Raw genomic sequence first — 17,401 nt, 5'->3', positions numbered from 1 at the left:
AGCGGCAAGGGCACGGGCGCGAGCGCGGCCGCCAGCGCCGAGCGCGGGCACCCGCGCCGGCCTCAGGTCAGCTCTGCGTCTCGGCGTGCGCCGCCGCGAGCTGCCCGTCGCGGTCGCGGCGCGCCCGCGTCCGGCTCGCCGCCTCGAGCGCCTCGCGGGTGTAGCGCTCGAGCGCCTCGGCCCGGTGCATCGCCGTGTGCTCGGCGAACACGCGCTGCCGCGCCCGCTGGCCCACGGTGAGGCGCTTGTCCTCCTTCATCTCCCGGAGCTTCCGGAGCACGTCCTCCGGCGTGCGGACGAGGAGGATCTCCTCGCCGGGCTGGAAGAACGTCTCGATCCCGGGCCAGGTGTCGCTCAGGACCGGGGTCCCGCACGCGGCCGCCTCGAACAGGCGCGCGCTCGGCGACCACCCGGACTCGACCATCGCCCGGCGGGTCAGGTTCAGCGTGAAGCGCTGGGCGTTGTAGAAGATGCGGTGCTCGTCCGGCGGCAGGTGCTCCGTCCGGGTGACGTTCTCGGGCCACGCGAGCGACGCCGGGTACTGCGCGCCCGCCACCGCGAAGCGCCCGCGGCGCATCCGCCGCGCGGGCTCCAGCAGGAGCCGCTCGACCGCCGCCTGCCGGTCGTCGCTGTACGTGCCGAGGTAGCCGAGATCCCAGCGCATCGGCGTCGGCTGCGGGTAATACACGTCGGTGTCGGCCGCGCAGTAGAGCGCCCGCGCGCGCACCGCGCCGTGGCTGCGCTCCAGCCGCTCCAGCGTCGGGCCGCCCGTCGCCGACAGGTAGAGGTCGTACCGCGGGATCAGCGCCGGCGTGAGGTACGCGTGGTCCCCGTGCGCGAGCCGGCCCAGCGTGACCGGTGTGTCGAGATCGTAGAACGCGGCCTTGCCGCGGGCCTCCTCGGTGATCCACGCCCCGACGGTCGCCCCTTCCGGGACGAAGGAGCCGACCACCACGAGATCGGCTTCGCGCACCGCGCGTGAGAATCGATCGCGGAGCTCGGTAATGCTCGAGTACTGCTCGATCGCGCCGTAAGGCGGGTTGGGCAGGTCGCGGTGCTGATCGTAGATGGAGAGGTTCCGCTCCAGAAAGAGCACGTGGTGGCCGCGCGCCGCGAGCGCCCGGAGGAGCGCTCTGTACGTCGTGGCGTGGCCGTTGCCCCACGAAGACGTGATGGAGAGTCCCAGGAAGACATAGCGGTAGGTAGGTGTCGTCATAACGTGGTGGCGGCGAGGGTTGAGAGATCCCAGACGACGTGCCGGCCCGGAGTGGCCGGTCTCGAGACACACCGCGGCGACGCCCGTGAGGCCGGAACCGGCCTCACGGGCGCAGCCAGGCAGGCGGACACGCCGGGCTGGACGAGGCTAGGCCGCGCCGCCCGGTTCGGTAACGAGAGCTGCACGTCGATCCGGTTGCCCTGGCGCCGCGCGAGCGGGCGCGGCGACGAGCGAGCGAACCCCGGATTAACATGCGTGCTCACGCTCTGCAATCCTGCGAGATGCGGTTTCTCGTCCGAAGAGGCGTATTCCCCGTCAGGACCTCAGGCGATAAGGCCCGGACTGATCTCGAGACGATGAACGGCGCAGAATCGTAACGTGCTGAGGGATAAAGCGGCTGGATCGCGCAAAGCACCCGCGGCGAGCGCGCGTCGCGTAGCCGCGGCCGCGGCCGCGGCGAGGCAACCGGCCTGTGCGGCGAAGGGCAGATTCGAAGAGATGATGAGAAAACCGGGGCCGCTATCGTAATGGTCACCCGCGGCTGCTGGTCGAACGGAGCGATGGCGGGCGCTCCCGCACGGGAACGCCGCGGCAGCGCGTGAGACGTCGCCGGAGCCGGCGCGGCCCGATGAGCGCGCCGCCGCGGGCCGCGGGGCGACGGACCTCTGCGCTGCCGGTCTCGATGAAGGCGCGGCGGAGCGCGGACGCGCAGGGGGGCGCCGTCCGATCGGCGCGCCGTCGGAGCGGCGGGCTCAGCCGGTGCCGTGAGGCGCGGAGGGGCGCGCGGAGAATTCGTCAGGGGAGCGGGAAGGCGGGAGGCGCACGGCGCCGCGGGCCGCCTTCCTGCTCGGAGAGGGCGTTGCCGCGGAGCGCGGCGCGATCGCCTGCGGGGTCGTCCAGCCTGGAGCGGCGGGGCGCGGCGCGGATGCCGCCGCGACGTTCAGCTGGCGGGGCGCAGCCCCCGCCAGCCGTCGATCACCTCGGCGATGTTGGCGAAGCGGCGGTCTGGGCTGTGGGCGAGACCCCGGTTCACGAACACCTCGACATGCTTGTCGACCGGCGGCGGCATGAGGTTGCCGAGGCGGCGCGGCGGCGTCCTCGTCTTCAGGTCGGCGAGCATCATCAGGTTGCGCGCGGCGTAGGGGAGCTCGCCCGTGAGCGCCTGAAAGACCACCGTCATGGCCGCATAGAGGTCGGCCCGGTGATCCACCGTCTTGCCCTTCGCGAGCTGCTCCGGCGGCGCGAACCTGAAATCGCCGAGACACCGGCCCGGCAAGCTCACCACCTCGTCGTCGAACGCGGGCGGGAGCTTGCACGAGCCGAGATCGAGCAGCGTCAGCCGCTCGCCGTCCGGGCCTCGGTCGAGGAGCACGTTCGTGGAGCTGATGTCGCGGTGGATGATGCCAATCTCGTGCAGCTCGGCGATCGCCAGCCAGAGCTGCTCGACCAGCGGGTGCAGGGCGGCGAACGGGATCGGCCCCAGCCGGGCGAGGCGGTCGCTGAGGAGCTCGCCCTCCCGCAGCTCGAAGACGAGGAGGGGGCCGTGCTCCGGGTCCTTGCCGCCGTCGATCGACGGCAGCGTGTGCGGGCCCCGCAGCCGCTGGCACGCCGCCGCCTCGCGCCGGAAGCGCGCCTGGGCCTCCTCCAGGGGCATGCGCTCCGGCGCGCTGAGCACGCCCCCCGGGTCCAGCCGCACCGGAGGCTCGCCGAGCACCTTCACCGCGACGCGGCGGCCAGCGCTCGCGTCCTCGGCGCTGAACACTTCACCGAGGCCTTCGCGGCGGAGATGACGCACCACGCGGTAGCGCTGGAGCAGTACGGTTCCGGGCACGATTGACAAGAGCGGCCTCCTTCGCTTGACAAAGGGGGTCCAGCGCGTTCCGGTCGCCTCCCCCCAGTCCCCAGACAAGCTCATTTATCACGCGGGCGCGACAGAGGAAGCGCCGCGCGCGTCGCGGGGTGAAAAGGAGGCCGCGCCTACACCTGCCACGCCGCATCGGGCGGCCTCGTCGCCGGGCCGCTGCGCTCGAGGTCGCCTGGACGAAAAAGTGTCGTGGTGTAAAGTGTCGTGGTGTAGGCGAGGGGGGAGGCGAGCGCCGCCGGCCGGGCGTGCCGTCGCGGCGGGGCGGGGCGCGGCCGGGCGCGGCGGGGCGGGGCGCCAGGCAGGGGGCGCGCGGGCGCGTCGCTGCGCCGTGGAGTTACGCCGTAGAGTTGCCCGTGGCCGCGCTCTCTGGCGACGATGCGCGCTGGAGCGCGGTAATCGGCGGTGATTGCATCGAGGAGCCGGGGCCTCGCGGCGCGCGGCTCCGGCGACTGGCCACCACCCCCGAACCGCTGGCCATTCTCGTGAACTTCGCGTAGCTCCCACACAGGACGGACGGTCCGCGGGGAGCGGCGGCAGGGGCAATGCGAGCGGGAAACGTCATCGACGGCCGGTTCGAGATCGTGGAGCTCGCGGGCGCCGGCGGCATGGGCCACGTCTTCCGCGCGTACGACCTCACGACCGGCGAGACGGTCGCCCTCAAGGTCCTCCAGAACGCCGCCACCCAGGACTCGAGCCGCCTCTCGCGCGAGGCGCAGGCGCTCGCCACGCTGCGCGTGCCGGGGGTGGTGCGGTACATCGCCCACGGCGTCACCGACCTCGGCCACCCCTACCTCGCCATGGAGTGGCTCACCGGCGAGACCCTCTCGCAGCGCCTCGCCCGGCAGGCGTTCACGCTGGACGAGAGCCTCAAGCTCGCCCGGCGCGTCGCGACCACCCTCGGGTCCGTGCACCGGCTCGGCGTCGTCCACCGCGATCTGAAGCCGAGCAACCTGCTCCTCGTCGGCGGCGCGATCGACCGCATCACGCTCATCGACTTCGGCGTGGTCCGGATGTCCGGCATCGATCAGCAGCTCACCATGCCCGGCGCCATCCTCGGCACCCCCGGCTACATGGCGCCGGAGCAGGCCCGCGGCGAGGCCCAGGTCGACGCGCGCGCCGACGTCTTCGCGCTCGGCTGCGTGCTCTACAAGTGCATCTCGGGGCGCGCCCCGTTCCGCGGCGCGCGCGGGCTCGCGGTGCTCGTCAAGGTGCTCCTCGAGGAGCCGCCGTCGCTCCGGTGGCTCCGCGAGGACGTGCCCGAGGCGCTCGACGAGCTCGTCACGCGCATGCTGTCGAAGTCGCCCGAGGGGCGGCCGAGCGACGGCAACGCGGTCGCCGCCGAGCTCGCCGCGCTCATGGATCCCGCGGCGATCTCGGTCCGCCCGCCGGCCAGCTCCATCCGCCCGCCGGAGCTCACGACCGGCGAGCGCAAGGTGATGTGCCTCGTGCTCGCGCGCGACGGCCGCGCCCCGGCCGCCGCCGAGGCGGCGCTCCCCGAGGTCGACGAGCAGGCGCGCGCGCAGGCGCTCTCGGCCACGGCGGCGCGCTACCGGGGCCAGCTCGAGCTCGTCGAGGCGCGGCTGCCGCTCCTCGTGCTCTCCGGCGCCGGCGCGACGACCGACCTCGCGGCCCGGGCGGCCCGCTGCGCGCTCGCCGTGCAGGCGCTGCTCGGCGGCGCGCCGGTCGCCGTCGTCACGGGCAGGGCCGAGATCGCCTCGCGCATGCCGATCGGCGACCTCATCGATCGCGTCGTCCAGCTGCTCCCCGAGCGCCGCGCCCCGTCCCGCGCGGCGGCGATCCGCATCGACGAGGTGACGGCGGGGCTGCTCGGAGCGCGCTTCGAGATCACCACGGACGAGGCCGGCCAGTGGCTCCACGGCGCGCGCGAGGGGCCGGACGAGGTGCCGCTCCTGCTCGGCAAGGCCACGTCGTGCGTCGGGCGCGAGCGCGAGCTGTCGCTCATCCGGGACGAGCTCGCCCGGTGCGTCGAGGAGTCGACCCCGAGCGTCGTGCTCGTCACCGGGCCGGCGGGCATCGGCAAATCGCGGCTCCGCCACGAGCTCGTCCGCGCGATCCGGGAGGACGGCGAGCCGGTCGAGGTGTGGCTCGGGCAGGTGGACCCGATGAGCGCCGGCTCGTCGTTCGGCCTGCTCGCGCACGCCCTCCGGCGGGCGATGGGCCTCTCCGAGACCGACGCCGTCGAGGAGCGGCGGCGCAAGGTGCGGGCGCGGGTCGAGCGGCACGCGTCGCTCGACGCGGCGCGCGTGGCGACGTTCCTCGGCGAGCTCGTCGGCGCGCCGTTCCCGGACGACGACGTCCAGCTCCGGGCGGCGCGGCGGAACCCGATGCTCATGGGCGACCAGCTGCGCCTCGCCTGGGAGGACTTCCTGCGCGCCGAGTGCGCGGTGCACCCGGTCCTGCTCGTGCTCGAGGACCTGCACTGGGGCGACCTGCCCACGATCACGATGGTCGACGCCGCGCTCCGGAACCTGAAGGACCGGCCGTTCATGGTGATGGCGCTCGGCCGCCCGGAGGTGCACGAGCTCTTCCCGAAGCTGTGGGACGAGCGGCGCGGGCACAAGCTCCGCCTCGCGGGGATCTCGCGCCGGTCGAGCGAGCGGCTCGTGCGCCAGGTGCTCGGCGAGCGCGAGAGCCCGGCGCTCGTGGCGACGCTCGTCGAGCGCGCGGACGGCAACGCCTTCTACCTCGAGGAGCAGATCCGCGCCGCGGCGGCGGGCAAGGGCGCGGACCTGCCGGAGACGGTGCTCTCGATGGTGCAGGCCGAGCTCGACGCGCTGGACGTCGGCGCGCGGCGGGCGCTGCGCGCCGGGGCGATCTTCGGCGAGAGCTTCTCGCGGAACGGGGTCGCCGCGCTGGTGGGCCGCGCGGAGGTCGACCGGCTGCTGACCGAGCTCGAGGCGCGGGAGCTCATCGTCCGGCGCTCGGTGGAGGGCGCGCCGGAGGTGATCGAGTACCGGTTCCGGCACGCGCTCGTGCGCGAGGCGGCCTACGGGATGCTGACCGATCACGATCGCCGCCTCGGCCACCGGCTCGCCGGCGAGTGGCTGGAGCGGACGGGGGCGGCGGACGCGATGGCGCTGGCCGAGCACTTCGAGCGCGGCGGCGAGCCGGCGCGGGCGGCGACGGCGACCCTGCGCGCCGCCGAGCAGGCGCTGCTCGGCAGCGATCTCGGCGCGGTGATCGAGCGGGTGGAGCGCGGCATCGCGCGCGGCGCGTCGAAGGCGACGGCGGGGGCGCTGCGGCTCTGCCAGGCCGAGGCGCACCTCTGGCGCGGCGAGTTCGCGCTGGCGGAGCGGCGGGGGATGGAGGCGCTGGAGCGGCTCTCGCCCGGGTCGGCGCCGTGGTTCTCTGCGCTCACGCAGATGATCCTCGCGGCCTCGAAGCGCGGCAACCACGACCAGGTCGAGCGCCTCTTGCGCGTCGCGCAGACCACGGAGCCGCGGCGCTCGGCGCGGACGGCGCGCAGCGTGTGCCTGTGCGCGGGCGCCGGGCGCCTCCTCTTCGGCGGGCGGTATCAGCTCGCGGACGAGCTGCTCGACGCGATCGAGCAGGACGCCGAGGAGACCGATCTGGAGGTCGAGGTGCTGGCGCGGCTCCACGAGGCGCGCGCGTACCGGGCGATGGCGGGCGGCGATCCGGGCGCCAGCTTCGCGGGCTTCGAGGGGGCGCTCGCGGCGTTCGAGCAGGCCGGCGATCGGCGCAACGCCTGCTGGGCGCGGAACAACCTCGGCTCCTGCTACGCGGAGCTCGGCGATTTCGAGGGCGCCGAGGCGGCGCTGCGCGCGTCGCTCGCGGACGCGGAGCGGATGGGGCTGTCGGACGCGCGGCTCGGGGCGCTCCTCGGCCTCGGCCCGGTGCTGGCGCGGCTCGACCTCGTCGAGGAGGCGCGGCGGACGGCGGAGGAGGCGATCGCGACGTCGCAGGGCCTCGGCGACGCGCGCCGGGAGGGCGCCGCGCGGACGTGCCTCGCGAGGATCCTGCTCCAGACGGGCGATCTCGGCGGTGCGGAGCGCGAGGCGCGCGCCGCGGTGGCGATCCTCTACGGCGCGCCGCCGCTGCGCGCGTTCGCGTACGCGGTGCTCGGGCGGGCGCTGCTCGACGCGGGGCAGGCGGTGGACGCGCTCGCGGCGACGACCGAGGCGTTCTGCCTGCTCGAGTCGGTGGGCGCCGAGGTGGGCGAGTCGCTGGTGCGGCTCGCGCACGCCGAGGCGCTCTCGGCGTGCGGTCACCGGCGGGAGGCGATGATGGCGATCGCGTCGGCGCGGGAGCGCTTGCTCGATCGGGCGAGGAAGATCGGGGATCCGGCGTGGCGGGCGAGGTTCCTGGGCAACGTGCCGGACAACGCGGCCACGCTGGAGATCGAGCGCAGGTGGCTGGGGGCGTAGGCCGGCGATAGCGCCGCGTCGCCTCGCTCCAGCGGGAGAGGCGGTGTTGCCGGGCCGCCCGGCCCCGGGGACGCACGGCCAGGGTCGCGCCTGGCTCCGTGATGGAGGAGAATTTGAACACGGAGGCACAGAGGGCACAGAGGGCAGAGAACAGAGAGAAATCTTATCTCCTCTCTTCTCTCTCCTCTGTGCCCTCTGTGCCTCTGTGGTTCCTTCTCTCTTCTCTGCTGTCGCTCGGGGTCTGCGTCCCGTCGGGTCTTGGGACAGCCGCCTTCGCTACGCGGCGCCGGCGGGCGCCCGGCTCAGAGGAACTCGCAGAGATACCCGGTGGGCTGCGCGGCCTTGACGTCGAAGCCGCTCTTGCCGGCCACCTCGAACGACGTCCCCGCCGGGTACACGCGCCATTCCTGAGAGCCGTCGAAGCGGACGGCGAGCTCGCCCGCGACGACGGTCATCCGCTCCGGCGCCTCGGTCGAGAAATGGAACTCGCCAGCGTCGATGACTCCCACCGTCTGCCGGCGTCCGTGGCGCTCGAACCCGACGCTCTGGACGCTGCCGTTGAAGTAGCTGTTGTGCTTGAGCATGGCGCCCTCCTACCGCGTCCCGCGCCGAGAGGCCAGCCTCGACGCTCCCGGTCGCCGCGCGGCCGCGGCCGCGAGCCGCCGCCGGGAGCCGGCCGTCTGGGCGCGCCGGGCGGCCCCGGCGGCGAGGCAGAGCATCGCGTCGCCTCCCGGGCGCGGCACGCCGCCACGGCGTGAATGCAAGCGCCACTTGGGCGCGCGGCGCGCGTGGGGGCAAGAAAATTTGCCAGGTGGGGCAAGAAACTTTGCCCTTATCGTGTCTCTGACCCTGCGGTACCACCGCGTTGCCAAGGCACGGTCTCGCGCGAGCTCCGCGACGCAGCGACGCCCGAAGGGCCGCTCGTCATGGACAATGCCACCTCGTGACAGGCCCTGCATTGGCTACAACCTGCATGAGAGAGACCGCTACCGGTAGCTGACCTTGGCGGCGGGACGCCTGGCTTCTGTGGTTCGGCGACACATCGGATTTCGGGGCCGCGCGCGGGCAGCGCGCGACACCGGCGAGACGCTCACCACGGCCGCTCCGCTGAAGCGACAGACACCGGAAGTATGAATGGAGGCAGCGCGTGACACACGACATCAAGGGCGAAGAAGGCACACTCCTCGAATCCCAGGACAACCTCGCCGTGGCCCGGCCCGGAGATGACAGGCGAGCCCGGTCGAGCGGAAAGGGTCGAGGCACGAGGTTTCTCACGAAGATGGCGATCGCCGTCCTCTCCTCCATGGCGCTCGCAGGCTGCGTCGCCCAGGAGGGCGATGAAGCCCTGAGCGACGAGGCCCTGAGCGATGAGGCCCTGAGCGATGAGGCCGTGGGAGAGGCGGAGCAGGCGCTCCAGATCGGCCTCTCGACGGTGAAATGCAACAGCGGTTGGCCTGGTACGCGGGGCTGCTTCACGCAGCTCGTCAGCGCGACGGACATCGTCCCCGGTTCGATCACCGTGCAGATCGATGGCCACGACGGCGCTGTGGGGTATAGCGCATCCCAGTCCGGGGCCCGGACCATCAATTTCTCGGCGAGCATCCGCGAGGGCGACGCGTTCAACCCGGGGGCGAACACGACGAAGTTCATCGTGGCGTGGCTGCGCCAGTAGCGGCGCGGCCCGGATCCGACCCGGGTTGGCGGCGAAACGGGATCCGACCCGACCCGGGGTCGCCCACAGGCCAACCCCGGTCGGGTCGCTAGAGCTCCGGGACGGGCGTGAACGGCTCAGGGGACGGAGCGGCCGACCGTCTCGGCCTTGGCCCACATCTGCGCGAAGCCTTCGGCGCCGTTGTAGAGCCGGTCGATGAGCTGCTCTCCGCCCGGGAGCGCCTCGACGTGCTTGAGGAAGTCCGGGAAGAGCCCGATGTGGACGACCCCCTCCTCGTTGTAATCCCACGAGCGGCTCCCCATCCGGGCCTTGGGGAACCTGGAGTAGTCGACGCACGCCTTGGCGGCCGGAGCGGCGCATCGGTACACGACCTCCATGGCCTGCGTACAGAACATGCGCGTCGCGGCCCGGACGCCGGCGCGGCCGTATTCGTCGGGAGACGGCGCCTTGTAAGAGCAGGACGTCCTGGCGTTGCAGGCGCGGCCGACGAGGTCCGTGAGGTTGCCGCTGGTCTGGATGTCGAGGCAGCCGATGCGCGCGGAGCGCACGTCGATCTCCTCGCCGCCCGTGCACCGGAGCTGCGCGGGCGGGCGGCTCCAGGCGTCGCCCGGCACCGTCACCACCTGGTCCCGGGGCGCCTGGCACTCGGGAGAGCGCGGCATGACGACCATCCCGTTGATGTCCGAGCCGAGGGTGATCTGGAGCGGCTTGCCGCCCGACGCGATCGCCGCCACGGCGGCTGCGCTCCGCAGGAAGCTCCGGGCGTCGGAGTCGCCGAACCCGACACCCGCGAGCCCGCCGCGCGCGGCGATCTCCAGGTACTGGGCGTCGGTCCGGCCGTTCTCGTTGCCGCTTGAGCCGCGGAGCCCGTTGTGCCCCGAGACGAGCGGATACGCGCCGCCGGGCGTCGAGCGGGTGAACTCGAGCACGTCGCCCACCGCCCTCTGGGACATGTGATCGATGTCGATGACCATCCCGAGCTTCATCATCTCGTTGATGGCGACGCGGCCCATGGGCAAGAGCCCCAGCCGGTTCTTGTGGCCTTCGCCCGGCTTGCAGCTCGGGAGCGGGATGTGACCGCCGGCGTCGCCGAGCTTCATCAGCTTGAACAGATCGTTCCCCGACTGGATGCGCTTCGTGATGCCCTCTCCGCGGGAGCACTCGAGGTCCCACCATTTCCCCGTCTGGAAGCGGTTGGCGCGCGCTACCTCGTCCTCGTAGGCGGCGGTGCCGCCGAAGAGGTTGTCGGTGAGGTGGACCGGGAACACGTAGCGCACGCCGAGGCCGTGCAGGCGCCTGATCTCCGCGCGGACCTGGGCCTCCGTCGGCGCCGTCTTGTTCCACACGAAGTTGCCGATGTCGTCCAGCTCGACGCCGACGATCACCGCGAGCTTGTTCTTCTCCACGATGCGCCGGAGATCGCTGGATGAACGCGCGATCTCCATCCACGTGTCGTGCTTGCCCACGAAGCGGACGAGCTCGGCGATCTGGAGATTGCCCGACTCCCTGTCGTCGATGGGCGGGTTTGCTTCGACGCCGTGGGCGAGCGTGCGGCTGTTGACGGCCAGCGCGACCATCACCCGGAGGCCACCCTCCTTCGCGCGCCGGATCCAGTCGACCCACATCTGCTGGTGCAGGATATCGTTATGCGCCGGGAAGTGCGCGAACGTCGGATAACCCAGGGGGCGCTCGACCTGGAACGAGCGGATGCCGTGGGATTTCGCCATCTCCCCGAGCACGATCTGGCGGACGTGATTCCCGCACTTGTTCTTCAAGAAATCGTGGCCTCGGTGCGTGCTGTAGCTGGTCCCCAGCGCCTCCGCGACGCTGGCGGCGCGCCGCATCGACCCGTTGCACGTGGCGCCCGACATGCCTTGGCCGCTGGGGTCGTAGATCGTCCCCGGCGCCATGAGCACGTCGACGTCGGGAGCGCCGTGGAGCACGTGCCCCCCGAAGCCGAGGTGCGCCATCGGGTGGGTGTGGAGATCGACGAACCCGCGCAGCGGTCGGCCGGGAGCGCTCAGCGCGGACTCGAAGATCGGCGAGCGCCGCGCCTGCGCGCTCGCCGGGCCGGGGGCCGCGAGCGTCAGCGTGACCGCGGCGAGCGCGCTCCAGGGCGTCGCCCATGCAGGGCCTGTCATCGGGCCGGTTCTCTTCATACCGAATCATCCTCCAGAGGGGTGCGAGCGGCGGAGCCCAGGCGAGGATCCACTTCGGCGCCAGCAAGTACCGGAGGGCCAGCGGCACGATAAGGGCAAATTTTCTTGCCGCCCTGGATACGCACCGTGCGCCGGAGCGGCGCTCGCGTTCACACCGGCGCTTCGAGCAGCTCGAGCGTGACCTTGGCGCCGCCTTGCGGCAGGTTGGCGCGCAGGACGAGCCCACCGCTCGACTCCACCATGCCGACCACGAAGCCGAGCCCCTGTCCTGACCCGCCCGGCTTCGGGCTCGGCGTGTCGTGGAACCCCGGGCCGTCGTCCTTCACCTCGACGGCCACCCGTCCGCCGCCGAGCGGGCGCGCGTCCAGCGTCACGCTGGACGCGCCGCGCTCGCCGGTCCCCTCGCACGCGTTGACGAGGAGGTTCAGGAGCACTCGCTCCAGCGCGTCGTGCCCCCCCGCGAACAGGACCGCGGTGCGCTCCGCGCGACCCGTGACGTCGATCTTCACCGCCTGGTAGCGCCGCTGGACGGCGCGGAGCGCGCCGTGCGCCGCCTCGCCGATCTCGGCGGGAGCCGTCGCCCGCAGCGCGTCGAGCTCGCGCGTCGTCCGCTCGCGGATGTGCCCCATGGCCGAGGCGACCTCCTCGATGCTGTCGCGGAGCTGCTCCAGCTTCCGCAGCATGCGCTCGGCGCTCGCGGATTCGCCCCGCGCGATCTCGCGCCGCAGGAGATCCGTGTCGATGAGGGCGGCGGAGAGCGAGGTCTTCACGTCGTGGTGCTCGTGCAGGACGAAGCTCAGGTTCCGCTGCGCCCGCTCCGCGCGCAGCGCGGCGCTCGCCCCCGCCTCGACGACCCTGAGCGTGCGCGTCGTGACGAGGAGCGCCGCGCACACGGCGGCGAGGAGCAGGAGCAGGAACAGCGAGGGCGTCGTCCAGTACCCGTGGTGGTCGCCGTTCAGCGCGAAATCGAGCGCGATGAGCGCGAGCGCGGAGAGCGCGTTCGCCGCCGCCGCGAGGAGCACGGCCCGGCGGACGAGCCGGAATGCGCTCGCGACCACCGTGAGCAACAGCGCGGCGATGTCGGGGGTCTGCAAGATCCCCGGGTAGCCCTCCCACGGCCAGATCACGTTCGGCAGGAGGGCCACGAAGCACAGCAGCGCGTCGAGGCCGACCGAGACGAGGAGCAGGTGGGAGGGCGCGTCGATTCGCCGGCTCGACCGCCACACGTACATCGAGGCGACCACCGCGCCGAGGAGCAGCGGCACCTCGACGACGGAGCGCGGGTAAAAGTCGGGCTGCGTCAGGCCGCCGAGGGCGACGAACCGCGCGAGGAGGGCCGCGCAGAAGACGCTCCGCGCGATCGAGGCGGTGCGCTCGCCCCGCAGCGCTTCACGCGTGATGAGGGCGTCGAGCTGGACGCCGGTCAGCGCCGCCGGGGGGCTCGCCTGCTCCGCCATTTTCGCGCTATGCGCCCCCATCGACGGGATGGCACGCTAGCACACGATGTCCCGCTGGATGGTGGTCGAGGATGACGTGAGGCTCAGGCGCGCGCTGTGCGACGCCCTCGAGGCGCGCGGCGTCGAGGTCGTCGCCTGCGCGTCGGTGGCCGAGGCCCACGCCGCGCTCGCGGGCAGGGAGTTTCAAGGGATCATCGCCGACGTGATGCTCCCCGACGGCAATGCCGTCGACGTCGTGGAGCGGGCGATGGCCTACCCGGTCGCGCCGACGATCGTGGCCATCAGCGGATCGGCGAGCCCGGCGGTGTCGTTCCGCCTCGCGCAGATGGGCGTGCGCTCGTTCCTCGCCAAGCCGCTGTGCCTGGAGGCGCTGGAGCGCTCCATCGACGACGCGCTCACCCGGCCCCCGGATCTCCGCCCCCAGGTGCGCGCGGCGGTGGGCCGGGCATCGATCCAGGAGATCGAGGGGCAGGTCCGCGAGATCATGGTCGACGAGGCGCTCGCGCGCGCTGGCGGGAGCCGGCGAAAGGCGGCGCAGCTCTTGAGCATTTCCCGCCAGCTCCTCCAGCACATCCTCCGGCGTCGGTCGTAGCCGGCCGCGCTGGGCTCAGGGCTGCGAATGCGGCTCAGGGCGGCGGGATCGGAGGGGCGATCCGCTCGTGCTGGGCGGCGCGACGGGATCCGACCCGAGGTCGATCGATCAGCGCAGCTCGCTCGCGCCGCCGATCTCGGCCCCGCCCGGCTCGGCCTCGCTCGGCCCGGCGGCGGGGCCTTGCGCCCCGTCCTCCGGCGGCGCTCCCTCGGGCGTGGCGCTCGGGTAGCGCTTGCCCGCGCGATCCGAGGCCCGGAGCACGGGCCCGCGGATGATCTCGATGTCTCGCGCCGGGGCGCGGGACACCTCGAGGTTGGAGAGCACGAGCGACACGACCTTGAACCACTGGCTACGGGCGGCCTGGATGGTGGTCTTGGTGATGGGCGTGGTGGCCTGCGTCGCGTCGAGCTCCGTGCGGGCGCGCTCGAGCGCCTGGAGCTCCCGGCCCTTGGCGAGCCAGCGCTTCACGACGTCGAGCAGCGACGCCTTGCCGCGGGCGGGGATCGACCTGAGGAAGTCGGCGATCTCGGGCTCTTCTTCGAGGAGGCGGGCGATGCGGGTGGTGTTGCCCGCCTCGGCGAGCGGCGAGGCGTTGAGGATGGCGAGGCCGTTGGGAAAGAGCTTCTTCTGGACGGCATCGCACTGCGCGGCGCGGGCGGCGTCGGCCGGCGCCTCGGCGAGGCAGAGCTCGCGGTGCGCGTCGATACCGTACGATACGGCCCGGGCGAGGTGGTCGTGGCACCGATCGACCTCGTTGCCCTCGTCCATGAGGGCGCGCAGCTGCGACGCCGCGCCGGCGCCGCTGCTCGGCTGGACCGCGACCACCGCCTCGTGGGCCTCCACGACCCGCGGGTGGAGCGCCGCGATCTCGGGGATCGACAGGAACAGCTTGCGCTGCTTGGGATCGTCGACCCAGGGGGAGAGGAGCGCGACCATCTCGTCGAGATTCAGATGCTTCAACATGAGAGACACCTCCTGATGGGGTGATGCGGGCAATGCATGAGGTGGCATTGCGGGTGAGCAGGTAAGGGAAGTCCTGTGGTCACCTGCGTCAAGACGGGGGCTGCGCTGGTTTCTTGCGTTGCTCCCGCGTGCGCTGGACTCTTTCAGGCATGGTGAAGCGCTGCCGATGAGGCGCGTGGATCGGGAGGGGAGCGTGGAGCGGTCGTCGCGTGCCGGCGTGGCCTGGGGGGCGTCGGAGGCCGGTGCGGGACCGAGGCGCGCGGCCTCGGGAGGCGCGCGGAGAGGTCGCGATGTGGCGGCGTCGCTTCGGAAGGGGGACCGGACACGTGCGGAACCGAAACATGGGGCCTCGGGAGGCGGCGCGGAGAGGTCGCGACGTGGCGGCGCGGCCTCGGAAGGGGGGGCGGGTCGATGCGGAACCGGACAATGGGGCCTCGGGAGGCGGCGCGGAGAGGTCGCGACGTGGCGGCGTTGCCTCGGGAGGGGGTGCGGGTCGGTTCGAGATCGAAACGGGGGGCCTCGGGAGGGGGTGCGGGTCGGTTCGAGATCGAAACGGGGGCCTCGGGAGGGGGTGCGGGTCGGTTCGCGATCGAAACAGGGGGCCTCGGGAGGGGGGATGTGTTCGCCCGGGGCGGACACGTGTGCAGATTGGCCGCATGCGCGATCAGGTACTGCCGGTCTCGTTCTGCGGGATGCGGCCGTGACGTCCCTCGAGCCATATCCCGTGGAGGGAGGCGCGCGCCGTGAAGGAGTTGATCCCGCTCGACCGGATCGAGGTCCCCCGCGTCCGCCCGGACGCCAGGTACGCGGCCCGCCTGCCCGGCCACGACGCCTCGTTCCGCGGCCTGAAGCGGCTCCTCGGCGCCGCCGACGCCAGCAAGGCCGGCGACCGCAAGGCCGGCCTCTCGGCGCCCAGCGAGGCGGCGCGGGAGGCCGCCCGGGAGCTGCTCGGCGAGCTGACCCTGGAGCACCTCCACGATCACCCGCTCGCCGACGAGCGGGGCGAGGTCGACGCGGTGATGCGGGTCAATTACGACATCGACCGCGGCGCCTTCGCGCGGATCGCCTCGCTGCGCCTCGGCGAGCTCAAGGACGCGCTGCTCCGCGCCCCGGGCCCGGAGGTGGCGCGCCTCGGCCGCGCGCTGACCGGGGTCATGGCCGCGGCGCTGGCCAAGCTCTGCGACGTGCACGAGCTGGTCTACATCGCCCGCAAGATCAGCCGCCCCACCCGCGCGCGCACGCTCCTCGGCGCCCCTGGCACGCTCGCCTCGCGCCTCCAGCCGAACCACCCCACCGACGATCCGCGCGGCATCGCCCTGCTGACCTACTGGGGCCTGTCCGTCGGCGCCGGCGACGCGCTGCTCGGCGTCAACCCCGCGGCCGGCACGGTGGAGGCCACCGCCGCGATCCTCCGCCACCTCGACCGCATCCGCCGCGCGACCGGCGTCCCCACGCAGATCTGCTGCCTGTCGCACCTCAAGGTGCAGCTCGCCGCGCTCGACCAGGGCGCGCCCGTGGAGATCCTCTTCCAGAGCCTCGCCGGCACCGAGGCCTGCTGCGTCACCGAGTTCGACATCACCGTCGACCTCATCGACGCGGGCTATCGCCGCATGGCCGCGCGCGGCCCGCTCGCTGGCCAGGCCGAGCAGTTCATGTACTTCGAGACCGGCCAGGGCAGCGAGCTGACCTACGGCAAGCACGACGGCATCGACATGGCCACGGCGGAGGCGCTCTGTTACGGCCTCGCCCGCCGGTGGGACCCGTTCATGGTGAACAACGTCACCGGGTTCATCGGCCCGGAGACGCACCTCGACGATCGCGAGATGATCCTCGCGAACCTCCAGGATCATTTCATGGGCAAGCTGCTCGGCGTGCCCATGGGCATGGCGCCTTGTTACACCCTCCACGCCCACGTCACGCTCGAGGGTCAGCAGATGGCGACCCAGCTCCTCGCGGCCGCGGGCGCCAGCTACTACATGGATGTCTGTCTCAACACCGATCGCATGCTCGCCTATTTCGACACGAGCGGGCACGACGTGCAGACCTTGCGCGAGCTCCACGGCCGCGCGCCCGGCGGCGAGTTCCTGGCGTGGGCGCTCGACCGGGGAATTTTGGCGCGCGCGGCGGATGGACAGCGGGATGGACAGGGGAATGGGCAAGGGGACGAGCAGGCGCCGGCGGGCGCGATCACCCGCGGGCCGCGCTTCGGCGACGTGCGGCAGTTCTGCCCGGACGAGGCCGAGCTCGCCGCGCTCGTCGCGGCCACGCCCGCGGCCCACGGCTTCGCCACGGCCGGCCCGCGCCCGGCGAGCGCGGTGAGCCGGCGGGCGCGCCTCGATCAGGCCATCGCGCGGGCGGCGCTCGAGAGCGAGCTGCGCGAGGACGAGCTGGCGCGCGTCGCCGCGTTCCGGGTCCTCACCACGATGGCCCGTAGCAAGGACGAGCACCTCGGCGCCGCCGACGCGGGCGCGCGCCTCTCCCCGGAGAGCGCCGCCCGGCTCGCGCCGGAGGGCGCCCAGGTGCAGATCGTGGTGTCGGACGGCCTGAGCGCCGAGGCCGTCCACCACAACCTCCCCGAGCTGCTCCCGGTCCTCCTGGACGGGCTCGGGGCGCGCGGCGTGACCGTCGGCCAGCCGCTGCTCGCGCGCTACGGCCGGGTGAAGCTCGCCGAGGTCGTCGCCGCGGGGCTCGGGGCGCGGCTGGTGATCATGCTGCTCGGCGAGCGCCCGGGGAGCGGGGAGCTCGCCTCGCGCAGCCTCTCGGCCTACCTCGCCTACCGCCTCGCGCCCGGCGTGGACCAGGAGGCCGCCGCCGCCTTCAGCGGCAATCCCGCGATCGGTTTCGAGTACACGGTGATCGCGAACATCCACGCGGGCGGGCTGCCCGCCGCGGAGGCGGGCGGCGCGATCGCCGAGAAGGTCGCGCAGGTGTTCGCGCGCCGCGCGGCCGGCAACCGGCTGGAGGCGCTGCTCGCGGGCGGCGCCACCTGAGCGCCGCCGGCGGCCGGCGGAGCGCGCGGAGGTCGTCGCCGAGGGGTACGCCCTGGCTTTGCATGGTTGGAGATCGGTTTAC

The 17,401-nt window shown here is 73.0% G+C and carries 11 protein-coding genes; 5 read left to right on the top strand and 6 right to left on the bottom strand.

From position 1 onward, the window contains the following. Positions 1-67: 67 nt before the first annotated feature. Together WMF33_RS28690 and WMF33_RS28685 are read right to left on the bottom strand one after the other, a co-directional pair. On the bottom strand, positions 68-1,216 hold the full coding sequence (locus WMF33_RS28690) for a CgeB family protein (RefSeq protein ID WP_437331612.1): 1,149 nt from the start codon (positions 1,214-1,216) through the stop codon (positions 68-70). 940 nt (positions 1,217-2,156) lie between these two features. Continuing rightward, positions 2,157-3,047: a serine/threonine-protein kinase gene (locus tag WMF33_RS28685; protein ID WP_437331611.1), complete on the bottom strand. Its 891-nt coding sequence runs from the start codon at positions 3,045-3,047 to the stop codon at positions 2,157-2,159. Between the two features lie 386 nt (positions 3,048-3,433). Here WMF33_RS28685 and WMF33_RS28680 point away from each other — a divergent pair, with 386 nt between their 5' ends. After that, complete coding sequence (locus WMF33_RS28680) at positions 3,434-3,577, top strand: hypothetical protein (protein ID WP_437331610.1); 144 nt, start codon at positions 3,434-3,436, stop codon at positions 3,575-3,577. A 45-nt stretch (positions 3,578-3,622) separates the two neighbouring features. Further along, on the top strand, positions 3,623-7,486 hold the full coding sequence (locus WMF33_RS28675) for a serine/threonine-protein kinase (protein ID WP_437331609.1): 3,864 nt from the start codon (positions 3,623-3,625) through the stop codon (positions 7,484-7,486). Positions 7,487-7,788: 302 nt separating this feature from the next. Here the strand turns inward: WMF33_RS28675 and WMF33_RS28670 are convergent, their stop codons facing one another. Then, the gene (locus tag WMF33_RS28670; protein WP_061625631.1) at positions 7,789-8,070 is read right to left on the bottom strand and encodes a pyrimidine/purine nucleoside phosphorylase; all 282 of its coding nucleotides are present in this window, start codon (positions 8,068-8,070) and stop codon (positions 7,789-7,791) included. 695 nt (positions 8,071-8,765) lie between these two features. Between WMF33_RS28670 and WMF33_RS28665 the strand changes: the two genes are divergently transcribed. Further along, complete coding sequence (locus WMF33_RS28665) at positions 8,766-9,158, top strand: hypothetical protein (protein WP_437331608.1); 393 nt, start codon at positions 8,766-8,768, stop codon at positions 9,156-9,158. A gap of 116 nt (positions 9,159-9,274) precedes the next feature. Here WMF33_RS28665 and WMF33_RS28660 read toward each other — a convergent pair whose 3' ends face one another. Together WMF33_RS28660 and WMF33_RS28655 are read right to left on the bottom strand one after the other, a co-directional pair. Then, positions 9,275-11,317: a membrane dipeptidase gene (locus WMF33_RS28660; protein WP_437331607.1), complete on the bottom strand. Its 2,043-nt coding sequence runs from the start codon at positions 11,315-11,317 to the stop codon at positions 9,275-9,277. 149 nt (positions 11,318-11,466) lie between these two features. Next, positions 11,467-12,774: a sensor histidine kinase gene (locus WMF33_RS28655; protein ID WP_437331606.1), complete on the bottom strand. Its 1,308-nt coding sequence runs from the start codon at positions 12,772-12,774 to the stop codon at positions 11,467-11,469. Positions 12,775-12,820: 46 nt separating this feature from the next. Between WMF33_RS28655 and WMF33_RS28650 the strand changes: the two genes are divergently transcribed. After that, complete coding sequence (locus WMF33_RS28650; protein WP_063823800.1) at positions 12,821-13,366, top strand: response regulator; 546 nt, start codon at positions 12,821-12,823, stop codon at positions 13,364-13,366. Between the two features lie 108 nt (positions 13,367-13,474). Here the strand turns inward: WMF33_RS28650 and WMF33_RS28645 are convergent, their stop codons facing one another. Next, positions 13,475-14,329 carry a hypothetical protein gene (locus tag WMF33_RS28645; RefSeq protein ID WP_437331605.1) on the bottom strand — a complete coding sequence of 285 codons (855 nt, stop codon included), beginning with the start codon at positions 14,327-14,329 and terminating at the stop codon, positions 13,475-13,477. A 743-nt stretch (positions 14,330-15,072) separates the two neighbouring features. Between WMF33_RS28645 and eutB the strand changes: the two genes are divergently transcribed. Next, positions 15,073-17,319, top strand: a complete 2,247-nt coding sequence (gene eutB / locus WMF33_RS28640) for an ethanolamine ammonia-lyase subunit EutB (RefSeq protein WP_437331604.1) — start codon at positions 15,073-15,075, stop codon at positions 17,317-17,319. Positions 17,320-17,401 lie beyond the last annotated feature (82 nt).

Source organism: Sorangium sp. So ce394, from assembly GCF_051474665.1.
Lineage (GTDB): Bacteria > Myxococcota_A > Polyangia > Polyangiales > Polyangiaceae > Sorangium > Sorangium cellulosum_D.
Note: the sequence above shows the minus strand (reverse complement) of the source record. Positions and strands in the feature narration are given on the sequence as shown.